16 protein-coding genes are annotated in these 15,146 nt (G+C 75.0%); 4 read left to right on the top strand and 12 right to left on the bottom strand.

The features are described 5' to 3' along the window. Window positions 1-121 precede the first annotated feature (121 nt). From D0D28_RS26085 to D0D28_RS26055, 7 genes are read right to left on the bottom strand one after another with little or no spacing between them, the layout of a single operon-like run. Window positions 122-1,108, bottom strand: coding sequence for a pyridoxal-phosphate dependent enzyme (locus tag D0D28_RS26085; RefSeq protein WP_116113277.1), 987 nt, complete (start codon window positions 1,106-1,108; stop codon window positions 122-124). Then, on the bottom strand, window positions 1,029-1,955 hold the full coding sequence (locus tag D0D28_RS26080) for a GHMP kinase (protein WP_240323357.1): 927 nt from the start codon (window positions 1,953-1,955) through the stop codon (window positions 1,029-1,031). The genes D0D28_RS26085 and D0D28_RS26080 overlap by 80 nt, the downstream gene beginning before the upstream one ends. A gap of 5 nt (window positions 1,956-1,960) precedes the next feature. Then, window positions 1,961-2,764: a Rossmann-like domain-containing protein gene (locus D0D28_RS26075; RefSeq protein ID WP_116113272.1), complete on the bottom strand. Its 804-nt coding sequence runs from the start codon at window positions 2,762-2,764 to the stop codon at window positions 1,961-1,963. Beyond that, on the bottom strand, window positions 2,761-3,516 hold the full coding sequence (locus D0D28_RS26070; protein WP_240323356.1) for a methyltransferase: 756 nt from the start codon (window positions 3,514-3,516) through the stop codon (window positions 2,761-2,763). Before D0D28_RS26070 ends, D0D28_RS26075 begins: the two co-directional genes overlap by 4 nt. Then, complete coding sequence (locus D0D28_RS26065; RefSeq protein ID WP_430732406.1) at window positions 3,513-4,499, bottom strand: ABC transporter substrate-binding protein; 987 nt, start codon at window positions 4,497-4,499, stop codon at window positions 3,513-3,515. Before D0D28_RS26065 ends, D0D28_RS26070 begins: the two co-directional genes overlap by 4 nt. Then, window positions 4,496-5,278, bottom strand: coding sequence for an ABC transporter ATP-binding protein (locus D0D28_RS26060; protein WP_116113263.1), 783 nt, complete (start codon window positions 5,276-5,278; stop codon window positions 4,496-4,498). Before D0D28_RS26060 ends, D0D28_RS26065 begins: the two co-directional genes overlap by 4 nt. Further along, a complete protein-coding gene (locus D0D28_RS26055) occupies window positions 5,278-6,345 on the bottom strand; it encodes a FecCD family ABC transporter permease (RefSeq protein ID WP_116113260.1) in 1,068 nt (355 codons plus the stop codon). Before D0D28_RS26055 ends, D0D28_RS26060 begins: the two co-directional genes overlap by 1 nt. Before the next feature lie 147 nt (window positions 6,346-6,492). Here D0D28_RS26055 and D0D28_RS26050 point away from each other — a divergent pair, with 147 nt between their 5' ends. Together D0D28_RS26050 and D0D28_RS26045 are read left to right on the top strand one after the other, a co-directional pair. Next, on the top strand, window positions 6,493-7,695 hold the full coding sequence (locus D0D28_RS26050) for an MFS transporter (protein ID WP_116113258.1): 1,203 nt from the start codon (window positions 6,493-6,495) through the stop codon (window positions 7,693-7,695). Between the two features lie 76 nt (window positions 7,696-7,771). Continuing rightward, window positions 7,772-8,185, top strand: coding sequence for an STAS domain-containing protein (locus tag D0D28_RS26045; RefSeq protein WP_094008363.1), 414 nt, complete (start codon window positions 7,772-7,774; stop codon window positions 8,183-8,185). On the opposite strand, the gene D0D28_RS26040 is transcribed toward D0D28_RS26045, so the two are convergent. Together D0D28_RS26040 and D0D28_RS26035 are read right to left on the bottom strand one after the other, a co-directional pair. Further along, window positions 8,172-8,543 (bottom strand): hypothetical protein, encoded by a 372-nt coding sequence (locus tag D0D28_RS26040; RefSeq protein WP_233157490.1) that lies wholly within the window; start codon window positions 8,541-8,543, stop codon window positions 8,172-8,174. The two genes, D0D28_RS26045 and D0D28_RS26040, sit on opposite strands and share 14 nt — an antisense overlap. 166 nt (window positions 8,544-8,709) lie before the next feature. Further along, entirely contained in the window at window positions 8,710-10,719 is a 2,010-nt protein-coding gene (locus D0D28_RS26035; RefSeq protein WP_094008365.1) for an acyltransferase family protein, read from the bottom strand. 80 nt (window positions 10,720-10,799) lie between these two features. On the opposite strand from D0D28_RS26035, the gene D0D28_RS26030 reads away from it, so the two are divergent. Further along, window positions 10,800-11,375 carry an NUDIX hydrolase gene (locus D0D28_RS26030; RefSeq protein WP_116113255.1) on the top strand — a complete coding sequence of 192 codons (576 nt, stop codon included), beginning with the start codon at window positions 10,800-10,802 and terminating at the stop codon, window positions 11,373-11,375. A gap of 107 nt (window positions 11,376-11,482) precedes the next feature. Here D0D28_RS26030 and D0D28_RS36290 read toward each other — a convergent pair whose 3' ends face one another. Together D0D28_RS36290 and D0D28_RS26025 are read right to left on the bottom strand one after the other, a co-directional pair. Beyond that, window positions 11,483-11,656, bottom strand: coding sequence for a hypothetical protein (locus D0D28_RS36290; RefSeq protein WP_167481527.1), 174 nt, complete (start codon window positions 11,654-11,656; stop codon window positions 11,483-11,485). A 142-nt stretch (window positions 11,657-11,798) separates the two neighbouring features. Next, window positions 11,799-12,797: an acyl-CoA dehydrogenase family protein gene (locus D0D28_RS26025; RefSeq protein ID WP_240323355.1), complete on the bottom strand. Its 999-nt coding sequence runs from the start codon at window positions 12,795-12,797 to the stop codon at window positions 11,799-11,801. Window positions 12,798-12,901: 104 nt separating this feature from the next. On the opposite strand from D0D28_RS26025, the gene D0D28_RS26020 reads away from it, so the two are divergent. Beyond that, window positions 12,902-13,894 (top strand): SDR family oxidoreductase, encoded by a 993-nt coding sequence (locus D0D28_RS26020; RefSeq protein WP_116113253.1) that lies wholly within the window; start codon window positions 12,902-12,904, stop codon window positions 13,892-13,894. A gap of 241 nt (window positions 13,895-14,135) precedes the next feature. Here the strand turns inward: D0D28_RS26020 and D0D28_RS26015 are convergent. After that, window positions 14,136-15,146, bottom strand: a 1,011-nt coding sequence (locus tag D0D28_RS26015) for a phosphoribosyltransferase family protein (RefSeq protein ID WP_116113251.1), incomplete at its 5' end; no start/stop codon positions are given.

Raw genomic sequence — 15,146 nt, 5'->3', positions numbered from 1 at the left:
TGCGCCCTCCGCCCCGCACCGGGGTTTCCACCTCCGCCCCGGCACCGACTCCCTCGGGATGGGCGCGCCCACCTGAGACGAAGTCAGGACTCCCTCGGCGTGCGCACCCGCCCGAAACGCATCACGCGGGCGCCGGCCAGCGCATGCGCGACCACGGCAACGCCAGGCCCGCCCGGGTGGCCGGCTCCACCGGCGCCAGGGACGCCACCGGGGCCGCCTCCGCGTGCCGGGCGAACACCGTGTCCACGTACCGGTGCCCGGTGTCCGCGGCGATGAACACCACCGTGCGGTCCGAATGGTCGCGTTCCCAGCGCGCGGCCAGGTACGCGGCGCCCGTGGAGAGCCCGGCGAAGATCGCGTGCCGGCGCAACAGGTCCACGCTTCCGGACAGCGCCGCGGAGAACCCCACCCAGTGGATCGTGTCGTACAGCTCGTGCGTCACGTTCCCGAACGGGATCGAGCTGCCGATCCCGGCGATGATGATGTCCGGATCGGCGACGTGCTCGCTGCCGAACGTGATGCTCCCGAACGGCTGCACCCCGACGAGGCCGACACCGGGCGCCGACGACCGCAACCACGTCGCCAGCGCCCCGGTCGACGCACCGGACCCGACCCCGCCCACCACGATCAGCCGCGACGCGTCCAGCTCCCGCGCGATCTCCTCAGCCACCGCCCGGTACCCCAGGTAGTGCACGCGGTCGTGGTACTGCCGCATCCAGTGCCAGTCCGGGTGCGCGCGCAGGATCTCCCCGATCCGCCGCACCCGCCGGTCCTGGTCGAGCTTGAGATCGGCCGCCGGCGGCATCTGCTCCAGCGTCGCGCCCAGCACCGCCAGCTGCGTGCGCAACGTGTGGTCCACTGTGGTCGATCCGACGATGTGGCACCGCAACCCGAACCGGTGGCACGCCAGGGCCAGCGCGTAGGCGTAGATCCCGCTGGAACTGTCGACCAGGGTGTCCCCCGGCGCGACCACGCCGGTCCGCAGCAGATGCCGCACGGCCTCCAGCGCGGAGACCACCTTCATCGTCTCAAACCGCAGGCAGACGAGCCGCTCGCCGGTCCGGACCAGAGCCGGCCGCGCGATCGCCTCGGCGATGTGGTCGTGCATCCTTCCCTTCCGTCGTGAACAGGCGCGTCACCGGCAACCCGGCGGCCCGCAGCGCGCGGACGCACCGGCGCAACCGGTCCCCGCCGCCGCGCGGGTCGAACAGCAGGCCGGCCACGTTGCCGCTGTGCGCGACCTGCACGCCGGCCGCCCCGGTGAGCGCCGCGATCCGTTCCAGTTCCGGCAGTTCGTCCTTGGCGAGCACGCGCTGGTTCAGCCGCGCGCTCTCGGTGCTCACCCGGCCCAGCAGCGCGACGTCCCCGGTCGCGATCGCCAGCCGCAGCATCCGCCGCAGCCGCTCGAACGCCGCCACGTCACCGGCGAAGTCCAGCGCGAGCGTGTCCACCGGCGCGCCACCGCCGGTCACGCACCCGACCACCACCGCGGCCGGCAACGCGGGGCCGAGGCGTTCCAGCACCCGCCCCTCCCGCTGCGCGAACAGCACCGCACCACCGCCGAGCATGATCGGGTCGCTGGCGTGCTCGGCCCGCACCGCGATCCGCGCGACCGCCTCCGGGGCGAGCGCCGTGCCGAACGCCGCCGACACGGCCCGCACGGTGGCCAGGATGTCGCTGGTGGACGATCCCAGCCCCAGCCCGACCGGTAATCCACTGTCCAGCCGCAACGCCCCGCCCGCCGGGCGGCCGCACGCGGCGGCGGCCAGTTCGGCGGCCCGCCGCGCCTTGACCCGGTCGGCCGGGACCACCGTCAGCGGGCCGGGCCGGGGCACGAACTCGGCGCGCGTCACCGCCCCCGGCACGGGCAGCGTGACCAGCCCGCGGCAGCGGCGGTCACCGTCGCGGAAGACGCCCTGCAGGATCTCCCCGTGGTGCCCGGGTGCGTACCCCACACCGGTCACGCCGCCGCCCGGTACCGGTACAGCACCGTGGGCGCGGCGCTGAACTGCGAGAACGGGAACGGTTCCGCGGACAGGGCACTGACCCCGTCACCGAGGAACGCCCGCGCCACGGCGCTGCCGGTCTGGGCGTAGACGACCAGCGGCACCGCCCGCTCCCGGCAGCGGCGGACGATCTCGTCGAAGGTCCCGTTGCCCAGCGTCATCCCGGTCGCCACGACCGCGTCCGCCACGTCGAGCACCTTCCCCATCTCCGGCGTCACCGGATCGCCCCACTGGGTGCGGCGCAGGTTCAGGTCGCACGGCAGGCAGGTCCCGCCGCGCTCGCGGATCGCCGCGACCAGCGGGTTCACCACGCCGATGAGCCCCACCCGCGCGCCCGGCCCGAGGTCCAGGAGCCCGGCGCGCGCCGCGTCCCGGGCGCGGGCCCGGACCTCGGGCGTGCCGGCGGGCAGGATCACCGGCTCCGCCGCGGGCTGCTGCTCGTGCGGCGCGGCCGCCGACAGGTACGCGTCCAGCGCGGCGATCCGCAGTGGACGCAGCTCCTGGCGCAGCAGCTCGTCCAGCGGCGCCCCGGAGAACTCCGCGCAGATCTCCGGCGCCAGTTCACCGGTTTCGAAGGCACACGCCCCGAACGCCGCGCCCAGCCGGACGAGGACGTAGGAGTTGCGGTAGGTCACGTCCCCGCCGGCCAGCCGGGTGCCGTGGTGCAGCCAGAAGACGCTGGTGACGGTCAGCTCCGCCGGGTCCGGGCCGTGCTTGCCGGCGAGCACCTCGGCGGTCAGGGCGCCGACGGTGCTCACGCCGCCTCCCGCCGCAGCCGGAACAGGTAGGTGAGCACGCCGTCCTGCCAGTCGTGGCAGTGCGCCACCTCGGTGGTGAACCCGTGCCCGGCCGCGTCCCGCACGATCGTGCGCAGGTCCGCGGTGTTGGACACGATGACGAACACCTCGCCGCCGGGCGCGAGCAGGTCGCGTCCGGCCAGCAGCGCGAAGAACCGCTCCAGCAGCGGGGCTCCGGCGCACACGTTGCGCACGACGTCCGGGTCGTCGCTCACCGGCTGGCTCACCGCGGGCGGGTTGAAGGTGACGACGTCCAGCCGCACGCCGTCCGGGAAACCGTCGAAGAGGTCGGCGACCACCGGCACGAACCGGGTGCCCTGGCGCGGCCCGGCGATCCGCTCGTAGTGCCGGCGGGTGGCCTCGACGCTGTCCGGGTGCACGTCGATCGCGTAGATCTCCCGGGCCCCGCGCACTCCGGCGGCGACGGCTTCGACGCCGAGCCCGCAGCCCATGGCGGCGTAGACGCGGTCGCGGACCTCGATGGTGCCGTCCAGGACCCGCTCGTGGATCATGCGGCTGGTCCCGCCGGGCAGGAACACGCCCGGCGGCGCGGTGAACTCCCATCCCCGCCAGGTGTAGCGGCGGGTGGTGTGCAGGTCGGCCTTCGGCTGGTTGAGCGCGATGATCCGCTCGGCGGGCAGGGGCGGCGGGAGCTGGTCGATCCGGGCAGTGTCCACGGTGTCCACAGTGTCCTTTCCGGCCTTTCCGGTCATCGTCCGATCGAACGCAGGTAGGCGGCGAGCTTTTCGGCGGCGTCGAGGTTGCGCGGGCCGCTCACGGCCTCGCCGTAGTCGAGGACGTGGAAGCGGTTCTCCCGCACCGCCGGGGTGTCCGCCAGGGGCGGGAACGACTTGAGGAACGCGATCTTGTCCGCGACCGGGCGGTCGCCGTAGTCGACGACGGCGATCACCTCGGGCTGGGCCTGCACGACCGGTTCCCAGCCGATGGTGGTCCAGCGGGCGTCCAGGTTCCCGGCGATGTTGCGGCCGCGGGCCAGGGACACGATGGTGTCCGGCGCGGCCTGGTTGCCGGAGGTGAACGGCTGGTCGGTGCCGGAGTCGTAGATGAACACCCGGGCGGGCTCCCCCGCCGGCGCGTTCGCCCGCAGCGCGGCGGCCCGCGCCTGCAGGTCCGCCACCAGGGCCTCGGCGCGGTCGCCGACGTGGAAGATCTGCCCGATCTGCCGCAGGTCGGTGTAGAGCGCTTCCAGCGGCGGCACCTTGACCGGCCGGTCGCCGTAGTTGAAGCAGCTCTCGGTGTGCTGGTAGCTGCGGATGCCCACACCGTCCAGTTTGGCCGGGGTGATGCCGCGGGCCTCGCTGAAGCCGGAGTTCCACCCGGCCAGCACCCAGTCGGCCCGCGCGGCGACAACGGTTTCGAAGCTGAGCACGTCGGTGCTCAGGGTCTCCACCGACCGGTAGTCGGCCACGTACGGTGACCGCGCCACGGCGGGTTCGGCGGTGCGGGGCATGACGATGCCGCGCATCCGGCCGGCCAGCCCGAGCGCGAACATCTTCTCGGTGCTGCTCATGTCGTAGGCGACCGCGCGCTCCGGCAGCGGGTAGGTGATCGCGTGGCCGCAGTTCTCGACGGTCACCGGCGCCGGGCCGGTGTCACCGCCGGGCCGCACCTGCGCGCCGCACGCGGTGAGTGCCACCGCCGCGATCGCGAGCACGGCTGTCCAACGCCCTCTCACGGGCTTCCTCCTCGATCGGTGAACGTCCAGAGCAGTTGCGGGACCCCGGTGACCGGATGGGTCACCAGCACCGGGGTCACGCCGAAAACACGGCGGACGAGCTCGGGGGTGAGTACTTCGCCGGGCGGGCCGGCGGCCGCGAGTTCCCCCTCGTGCAGCACGGCGACGCGGTCGCAGGTGGCCGCGGCCAGGTTCAGGTCGTGCAGGGCGACCAGCACGGTCAGCCCGCAGGTGCGCAGGAACGACAGCAGCTCGACCTGGTGACGCACGTCGAGGTGGTTGGTCGGCTCGTCGAGGACGAGGATCCGCGGTTCCTGCGCCAGCGCGCGGGCGATGAGCACGCGCTGGCGCTCGCCGCCGGACAGCGACTGGATGCCGCGCCCGGCCAGGTGCGCGACGCCGGTCCGCTCCAGGCACCGGCGGACGAGGTCGTGCTCGCGCTCGCTCAGCGCCCGGTTGCCGGGGTGGTGCGGGAACCGGCCCATCGCGACGATCTCGGCGACGGTGAAGTCCAGGTCGCTGCCCGCCTCCTGGGTGACCGCGGCGACCACCCGCGCGCTGTCCCGGGTGGACAGTCCACTCAGGTCGGTCCCGCCGACCAGGACGGCGCCGGAGCTGGGGGCCAGCGCCCGGTAGACGCAGCGCAGCGCGGTGGATTTGCCGCTGCCGTTCGGGCCGACCAGCCCGACCACCTCGCCGTCGCCGGCCTTGAGGCTGAGCGCGTCGACCAGCCTGCGGCCGGCGACCTCGACGGTGACCGAGTCGAGGGCGAGGTCCATCAGCGGCCTCCGAACAGGTAGCCGCGGCCGCGCAGCAGGCCGACGAACACCGGCACCCCGATCAGCGCGGTGATCACCCCGAGCGGCAGCTCGCGCGGCGCGAACAGGGTGCGGGAGGCCAGATCCACCCAGATCAGGAAGATCGCCCCGGCCAGGGGCGCGAGCACGAGCACCCGCCGGTGGCCCGGTCCGGCCACCATCCGCACCAGGTGCGGCAGGACCAGGCCGACGAAGCCGACCGCGCCGCTGACCGCGACCAGCGCGCCGGTGACGACGGCGGTGAGCAGGAACAGCTCCCGCCGCAGGGCGTCGGCGTCGAGCCCGAGGCTCGCGGCGGACTCGTCACCCAGAGCCAGCACGTCGAGCGCCCGGCTGCGCCGCAGCAGCACCACCACCGCGAGCCCCACGGCGGCCACCGCGACCGGCAGCGATCCCCAGGTCGCCCCGCCGAGGCTGCCGAGCAGCCAGAACAGCACCGAGCGGGCGGCCTCGCCGAACGGCGCGAAGAACACGATCACGCTCATCAGCGCCTGGAACCCGTAGGCGAGCGCGACACCGGTGAGCACGAGCCGCAGCGGGGTGAGGCCGGCCCGGCCGCGGGCGGCCACGTAGACCAGGACCGACGCCTCGAGCGCGCCGAGGAACGCCGCGGCCGACAACGCGTACACGCCGAGCGCACCGAACAGCCCGAAGGACACCACCGCGCTGGCCCCGACCGACGCGCCCGAGGAGACGCCGAGGATGAACGGGTCGGCGAGCGCGTTGCGCACCATGGCCTGCACGGCGACACCGATCACCGACAGCCCGGCGCCCACGACGGCGGCCAGCAGCACGCGCGGTGTGCGGACCTGCCACACGATCGAGTACCCGGTGATCTCCGCGGCGTCGAGGGAACCCCCGGTCAGCGCGGCGGCGAGGTACCGCAGCGTGTCCGGCAGCGGGATCACGGTGGGACCGAGAGCGACCCCCACCACGACGGACACCCCGAGCACGACGACGAGAACGGGCACGGCGAGCACACCCGGAACGGCTCGGGCCGGCGGTGCGCCGGTCGCGGTGACCGTCACGAGTACCCCCTTGTCGTTACCACCGTCGAAGGACGGCGGCGGAAACCGCTTACTCTTCGTGAACCGGACCCGATGTTACAAACGATAATCATTTTCGTCTAGAGTCTCGTCCGGATGTGCCGCCGACCGAGGAGGAACCCCGCCGCCGTGACCGCTCCCGTCCTGCGTGATCCCGCGTTCCTGCGCCTGTGGTGCGGCACCACGGCCTCCGGGCTGGCGACCTGGGCGCTGCCGTTCGTCCTCGGCCTGGCCGTTCTGGACTCCACGCTCACCCCGGCCGGTCTGGGCGTGCTCCTCGCCGCCCGCACGATCGGGTTCCTCGCGGCCGTCCCGGTCGGCGGCGTGCTGGCCGACCGGCTCGCGCGGCGGCGCGTGGTCGCCGCCGCCGGGGTGGCCGCGGCCGTGGCCAGCCCGGTGATCGGGGCCGGGCTGAGCGGTTCGCTCGCCGTGGCCGTGGTGGCGGCCGCCGTCGCCGGAGCCGGGCAGGGCGCGTGCCGCCCCGCGTTCCAGGCCCTGACCGCCGAGGTGGTCGCCGAGGACGCCCGGCAGCGCGCGAACGCCGCGATCACCCTGTCGGTGCGCGTCACCACCCTCGTCGCGCCGAGCCTGACCGCGCTGCTGGCGACCGTGCTGCCGGTCCCGGCCCTGCTGTGGGGCACCGGGCTGCTGTGGCTGGCCGCCGCGGTCGTCCCGCCCGCCGGGCGCCCGCTCCCGGCCGTCCCCGCGGCGCGCGCGTCGCTGGTCACCGAGTTCGCCGACGGGATCCGCGAAGCCCGCCGCCACCCGTGGTTCGTCGCCGGGCTGTTCGCGCTGACCGCCGTGATCGCCACCGGCTACTCGGCCACCGGGGTGGCGCTGCCGCTGATCAGCCGCGACCGGTACGGCTCGGAGGCGGTGCTCGCCGCGGCGACCACCGCCTACACCCTCGGCGCGCTGGCCGGTGCGCTGTTGCTCGCGCGGTGGACGCCCGCGTCGGCGGGCCGGACGGCACTGGCCGGCCTGGCCGCCTACGCCGCCGCCCCGCTGAGCCTGCTGCTGCCGGTGCACCCGGCGGTCGTCGTGGCGGCCTACGCGGTCGCGGGGGTGGGCATCGAACTGTTCAACGTCCCGTGGTTCACCGCGATCCAGCGCGAGGTCGACCCGTCCCGGCTGGCCCGAGTGTCCGCTTTGGACTTCCTGCTGTCCTACGGCCTGGCCCCGGCCGGACTGGCCCTGATCGCCCCCGCGATGGCGGAATTCGGCCCCGGACCGGTGCTCGGGGCGTGCGCGCTGGTGTGCCTGCTCGCGCCCGCGGCGGCCGCCCTGGTGCCCGGCACGCGACATTTCGCCCAGCCGCGTGACCGTCTCTGAACTGGTGCTCGCCGTGCGAGGGTGATTACCCTACGAGAAGAGAGCAGGCCAGACAGGGCTGACGGGGAGGAGAGTCATGACCCACCCGGCGCGCAACTCCACCGGTGCCGTGACCACGGCCGTCCGGCGCGGGGCCCGGGTCCCCGCGCAACGGGCCGCGCCGGGAGCCCTGCGCCTGCAGGTGTTCTGGCCCGTGCCCGGGATCGCCGTGCTGAAGGTCGCCGGCGACGTGGACGTGGCCACCGCCGCCCCGCTCAACCGCGCGCTCGACGAGCTGACCGCGCACCGGCCACGGGTCGCGGTGGTCGATCTCAGCGGGGTGGAGTTCCTCGGCTCCGCGGGCCTGGCCGCCCTCGCCCAGGCGAGTGAACATGCCGACGTCCGGGTGGTCGCCCCGACGCGGCAGACCGCGCGCCCGCTGTCGATCACCGGTCTGGACCAGCGCCTGCCGGTCTACGCCACCCGCGACGAGGCGCTCAGCTCCTGCTGAGCCCGGCGCCCAGTTCGCGCTCCGCCCACAGCACCCCGTCCGGCCCGGTGCCCCACCGGGTGCTGATCGTGTCCAGCACCCCGGTGCCGATGCCCGGCTCCGGCGGCGCGCCCACCCCGTCGACCTCCACCCGCAGCACGCCCGCGGTCCGGCTCAACCGGACCTCGAACGGCGGGAACGCCGTGACGCACGCCGACGCGGCCAGCTCGTCGACCAGCAGGACGACGTCGATCACGACCGGGTCCGGGCAGTCGGCGAGCATCGCGCGCACCCGCCGGCGCAACGGGGCCAGCCCCTCCGGGCCGTCGAGCCGCACCGCCGCCGTGGCGGGCGTCTGCTCCTCCAGTGAGTCGGTCAAGGACCCGGACACCTCCGCTGTCTGGTCAACGGCCGCCGTCGCTACCCACGTGCGGGTTCATCAAACCTTGGACCGAATGAAATCACGCGGAGGGGCCGCGCGCAGCACACGGATGGGCGCACTCGGCCACCCGGACGGCGGATACCCGCTCTACCGGTGGTGCCGATCAGGCCGGCGCGGGCGGCTCCGGGTCCGGCGGTCCGAGCGCGGCGTCGATGGCCTGTTCCAGGATCGTGTCCATGGTGCCCAGGTAGGTCGCGCCGACGTGGTTGTCGTCGAGGTAGACCAGCACGTTGCCGATCACCGGCGGGCAGACGGCCTCGTCGCAGTAGTAGTCGCTGAAGTCCAGGAACGACACGTTCGGGGGAACGTCGTCCAGGAAGAGCCAGGGCGGCTCGTCGGCGTAGAAGTCGGCGCGCGGCGGGTTGCACTCGGGGGCGTCCGCGCCGCGCAGCTCCACGCACTCCGACGGCGCGTAGTCGTAGCGCGGGTTGTCCCGCACCGCGAGCACCGGGATGCCGGCCGCCTCGATCTTCCGCCACTGCGCGACGAACCCCGGCGGGGTCCGTTCGGTGAGCCCGGCCCGCACGTCACGGGTGGCGGTGGTGAACACCGCGTCCGGCCGCAGGTCGAGGATCTCGTCGGCGGCCGCGGCGTTCCAGTCGCGGCAGGCCTGGTCGTCCGGGTCGATCTCGGACTCGGTGGAGAACGGGCACCCGCCCCGGGACATCACCACCAGCTGCCAGTTGCGCCGCTGCGCCACCGGTTCCAGGGCCGCGATGAACTGGGTGGGGTGCGAGTCGCCGACGATGACCAGCGTCTTCTCCGGCGGGCCGTCCGGGGTGGTGGTGCACACCCGCAGCTCGCTGCCGCGCGGTGAGTCGGCGCAGTTGTCGATCCAGGCCCAGTCGCCGGGCAACGCCAGCAGCGACGGCACCGGCGCCACGTCGGCGGCGCCCTGGTAGACGAACCCGGGCGTGCGGGCCAGTGCGCCGGGGTGGTCGAGACCTCCGGCCGCGGGCGTGCCGGAGCGGGCCAGGCCCGCGACCTGCCAGGCGCCGGCGGCGGCGAGCACCGGGAGCATCGCCAGCACGGCGAACCGGTACGCGCCGCGCACGGCCAGCTGTGACCGGCGCACCGGCGTTTCGACCAGGTGGTGCGTGGCGACCGCCAGCGCGACCGAGAGGCCGACGACGAACGCGCCGCCGAGCAGGCCCACCTCGGTCCGTCCGCGGTACACCAGGTAGAGCACCAGCACCGGCCAGTGCCACAGGTAGAGCGGGAAGCTGAGCCGGCCGAGCCAGGTCAGCGGGCGGGCGGTGAGCAGCCGGTCGGCGCCGGCGGGGCTGCCGGTGGTACCGGCGAGCAGCACGAGCGCGGCGGAGGCGACCGGCCACAGGGCGGCGATGCCCGGGAAGACGGTGCCGACCTGCAGCACCAGCCCGCAGGCGACGAGCCCGGCGACGCCGAGCCAGCCGAGCGCGACGCGCAGTGCCGCGGGCAGGGTGATCGCGTCGATGACCAGCGCGAGCAGCCCGCCGAGCGCGAACTCCCAGATCCGGGTGAGGGCGGAGAAGTAGGCCAGCGGCTGGTTCTCCGCGGTCAGCCACACGGAGTAGGCCAGCGACGCGGTGGTCAGGACCAGCAGGGTGCCGGTCAGGGCGGGGCGCAGGCGGCCCCGCGCGGCGGCGGCGAGGCCGGCCACCAGCAGTGGCCAGAGCAGGTAGAACTGGCCCTGGATGGACAGCGACCAGAAGTGCTGCACCACGCTGGCGTCGCTGTGCTGGGCGAAGTAGTCGGCGGAGTTCGCGGCGAGCTGCCAGTTCTCCAGGTAGAGCGCGGCGGCGAAGATCTCGCGGATGGTGGCGAACCAGCGGGCCTGCGGCAGCACGAGCGCGGCGGCCGCGACGACCACGAGCAGCACGGTGAGCGCGGCCGGGAACAGCCGGGTGATCGTGCGGCGCCACAGCGCGCGGACGTCGATGCGGCCGCGCTGCCCGGCGCGGAAGAGCTGCCCGGTGATCAGGAAGCCGGTGAGGAAGAAGAACACGTCGACGCCGCCGGAGATCCGGCCCAGCCACACGTGGTAGACGACCACCAGGACGCAGGCGAGCGCGCGCAGGCCCTCGATCTCGGGGCGGTAGCGGGACCGGGTCGGCTGGTGGGGCGGGGTCATCGGCACCTTTCCTCGCTCGGCGTTCCCGGGGAGATCGAGATTACCCACGGCCGTGGCGCGGTCCGGCTAGGGTCGGTGGGGTGCGGACCGACGTGATCGAGGCGTTCCCGCGGGTGGCCGTGCCGCTGGACGGGCGGCGCGCGGCGGCGATCGCGATCGTGGTGTCCGGGGACGACCCCGTGATCTGGCTGACCCGGCGGGCGAGCGGGATGCGCGCCCACCCCGGGCAGTTCGCGCTGCCGGGCGGCCGGGTCGACCCGGGTGAGGACGCGATCGGGGCGGCGCTGCGCGAACTCGAGGAGGAGCTGGGGGTGGTCGCGGAGCGGGCGGACTGCGTCGGCCTGCTGGACGACTACCCGACGCGTTCGGGGTACGTGATCACGCCGGTGGTCGTGCGACTGCCCGGCCCGGCGCGGCTGCGCCCGAACCCGGAGGAAGTCGCGCACGTGCACGAGATCGGGGTGCGGGAGCTGGCGGTGGAGCCCCGGTTCCTCACGATCCCGGAGTCGGACCGGCCGGTGATCCAGCTGCCGCTGGTGGGACACCTGGTGCACGCCCCGACGGCCGCGGTGCTGTACCAGTTCCGGGAGGCCGCGCTGTACGGCCGCACCACGCGGGTCGCGCACTTCGAGCAGCCGGTGTTCGCGTGGCGGTGAGGCCGGGTGGTGCGGGAGCTGCCTCGGCCACGGTTGCGCCGGGCAGCTCCGCTCCCGGAAAGCCACGCCCCGCACCACAACCCCAGCCGGGCACCGCCCCCGCGGGCTCAGCCGCGCTGGGCGGGCTCCGTCGCCGTCGTGCCGGACAGGTCGGCGCCCGCTTCGCGGACCTGCCACTTCTCCAGTCCGCCGCCGAGGCGGTCGGCGTAGTGCTCCGCCGCCGCCTGGGTCGGGAACCGGATCTCCTGCGCGCGTGACACGTGTGTGATCTTGTAGGCCATCGCCACTCCCCTGCCGTTCTCTCGCGGCCCGTCACTCCCCGACCGGCCGCGTCGAACAGTAGAACACCTGTTCGACGACACGCAAGCCGACACGCCGGTCCCGGCGGCGGAATCTTCCCGACCGTCCACTGAGGACACCGGCTCAGCGGAATAGTGGCTGGCCAACGGCATCCCGGCCGATGATCTCCGCCAGCATCTCACCCGTGGGGGTCATCACCCGCGCGGTGAGCGCGTCCCGGAAGTGGCGCTCGATGCTCAGCTCCTTGCGCGCCGCCGCGAAGCCGCACAGCCGGAGGAGCCGGTCACCGACGTCGGTGGCCGTCTCCGCGGCGACCATCCGGGCCTGCACCGCGCGCACCAGCGCATCGGGCCGGCCCGTGGTGACCGCCGCGACGGTGTCACCGAGGAACACGCGCAGCAGGTCGGTCCGCGTGCGCAGCGCGGCGAGCTCCGGCCGCCCCGGAAGGTGCCCGGCCGCTTCGGCGAGCATCGCCTCGATCAGGCCCAGCGAGAAGGCGGTGCCGAGCACCAGGTAACCCGGCAGCACAGCCTCCAGGACCTCCCCCAGCGCCGAACCGGCCGGAACCTCGACGCGGTCCGCCGTGACCGACGTGGCCGCGCTGCCCCGCAGGCCGACCCCGTCGAACGGCGCGCCGACCAGCAGGCCCGGCACGTCGCGACCGACCAGCGCGACCCCGGTGCCACAGATCCACACGTAGCTGTCCGCCTCGCCCGCCGCGACCACCCAGCTCTTGGCCCCGTCCAGCTCGGTGTCCCGCAGGGTGCACCGGTCGCCCGGCTCGCCGAGCGCGAGCGTGGCCAGGTGCTCCCCGCGGGCGATCGCGCCGCGCACCGCGGGCGGGCCGTGCGCCTCCACCGCGGCCGTGGCCGCGTAGTGCGTGAGCAGGACCATCGCGGTCGAACCGCAGACCCCGGCGACGCGCTCCACCACGCGCGCGGTCTCCGCGAGGCCGGCGCCCCCGCCGCCCACCGCGGACGCGCTGGCCAGTCCCAGCAGCCCGACCTCGCCGTGGGCGCCGATCCCCGACCGCGGGAACCGCCCGGCGCGGTCGACCTGGTCGGCCTGCGGGGCGATCGTCGACTCGATCACCGAGTCGAGCAGAACGGTGTGGTCCAGCACCGGCCACCACCTGGCGTGCGGGGATGCGAACACAGCGTTACTACCCGGCCGCCTTCCCGGAAAACCACCGGATAGGGCCGCCGCCGCCCGGGTAGCCGGGAGGCATGGGAGTCGTGGTGGTGACGGGAGCCAGTGGCGGGGTCGGCCGGGCGACGGCACGGGCCTTCGCCGAACGAGGTGACGACGTCGCGCTGCTCGCCCGCGGCCAGGCGGGGTTGCGGGCCGCCGCGCGGGAGGTCGAGCGGGCCGGTGGACGCGCGCTGCCGATCCAGGTCGACGTCGCCGACTTCGCGGCCGTCGACCGTGCGGCGAGCCGGACCGAGGCGGAACTGGGGCCCGTCGACGTGTGGGTCAACGCGGCGTTCAGCGGGGTGTTCGCGCCGTTCACGCAGGTGGAGCCGGACGAGTTCCGGCGGGTCACGGAGGTGACCTACCTGGGGTTCGTGCACGGCACGCGGGCGGCGCTGGACCGGATGCGGCCGCGGGACCGGGGCGTGATCGTGCAGGCCGGATCGGCGCTGGCCTACCGCGGCATCCCGTTGCAGTCGGCCTACTGCGGGGCGAAGCACGCGATCCAGGGCTTCACCGAGTCGCTGCGGTGCGAGCTGCTGCACGAGCGGTCCGGGGTGCGGGTGACGATGGTGCAGCTGCCCGGGATGAACACGCCGCAGTTCGACTGGGTGCTGTCGCGGCTGCCGCGCCGGGCGCAGCCGGTCGCGCCGGTCTACCAGCCGGAGGTCGCGGCGCGGGCGATCGTGCACGCCGCCGAGCACCCCGGGCGGCGCGAGTACTGGGTCGGCGGCTCGACGGTGGCCACCCTGCTCGGCGACAAGTTCGCGCCCGGGCTGCTGGACCGCTACCTGGCCCGCACGGGCTACGGAGCGCAGCAGGCCGGGCAGCGGCGCGACCCCGCGCAGCCGGCGAACCTGTGGTCGCCCGCCGACGAGCGCCGCGACTTCGGCGCGCACGGCCGCTTCGACCGCCGCGCGGTGCGGCGGATGGTGCAGCCGTGGGCTTCGCGGCACCACGGCCTCCTCGGCGCGGCCGGACTGCTGCTCGCCACGCTGGGCGGCGTGATCGCTCGCGCGCGCCGCTGACCCCCGGGCGGCGCGCGGGGCACGGCTGACCGCGAGGCGGCGCGAGGCAGGTCGTGGCATGAGCATCGGCGCACCACGCCCTGCTCGGCGCCGCCGGGCTCCAGCGCGCCACGCTGGGGGGACCACTCTCGCCGGCGACCGCGGGCTACGCGCGGGGCACGGCTGACCGCCCTGCCACGTGGCGCTCGATGCAGCCGTGAGCATCGCGGCCTGGTCGGCGCGGCCGGGGCAGCTGCTCGCCCTAACCGCCCTCGATGGTCACCGGTGTCAGGTACCTGCGGAACCAGTCGCGGGCCAGGCGGGCCGCCTGGTCGAGCGTGCCGGGCTCCTCGAACAGGTGCGTCGCCCCGGGTACCACCGCCAGGTGCGCCTCGCCGGGGAGCCGGCTGTGCGCTCGCCGGTACAGCTCCAGCGCGGCGGCCACGCGGGCGCCCGCGATGAGCATCGTCGGCGTGCGGACCCATCCCAGGCGCTTCGCGGCGAGATCGGGGCGTCCGCCGCGCGCCACGACCGCCGCCACCTCCACCCGGTAGTCCGTCGCGGCCAGCAGCGCCGCGGCGGCCCCGGTGCCCGTGCCGAAGTAGCCGACCGGCGGGCCGGTCCGCGCACGCACCCACCGCGTCACCTCCACCAGCCGGCTGGCCAGCAGCTCGACGGCGAACACCCGCGCCCGGTCGGTCTCCTCGCTCGGCGTCAGCAGGTCCACCAGCAGCGTCGCGATCCCCGCCCGGTGCAGCGGTTCCGCCGCCGACCGCGCCCGCGGGCTGTACCGGCCGCTGCCGCTGCCGTGCGCGAACACCACGATCCCCGCCGCGCACTCGGGCACCGTCAGCCGCCCGCCGAGCGGCACCGCCCCGGCGAACACGGTGACCTCCTCGTCGCCGGTCGCCGCGTCCGGATCGCCGGGCTCGCCCGCCAGCAGCCGCGCGACCTCCTCGTCCGGGGTCTGCGTGAAGTCCTCGTACCACTGCCCCACCGCGATGAACGCCGCCGGGCACTCCAGGCACACCACGTCGTCGGCGTCCGCCCGCAGCGCCGTCACCACCTGCCGCGCCCCGACCGGCACCGCGACCACCACCCGCCGCGCCCCCGCCGCCCGCGCGGCCGCCACCGCGACCAGCGCGCTCGCCCCGGTCGCCACCCCGTCGTCGACGACGATCGCCGTCCGTCCCGCCAGCGGCACCGGCGACCGGCCGGACCGGAACCGGGCGGCGCGACGGTCCAGTTCGGACCGTTCCGCGGCCTCCACCGC

This window comes from Amycolatopsis ruanii (assembly GCF_003385175.1).
In the GTDB taxonomy this organism is placed as follows: domain Bacteria; phylum Actinomycetota; class Actinomycetes; order Mycobacteriales; family Pseudonocardiaceae; genus Amycolatopsis_E; species Amycolatopsis_E thermalba.
The sequence above is the reverse complement of the archived record's forward strand: the minus strand, read 5'-3'. Positions and strand labels throughout refer to the sequence as shown.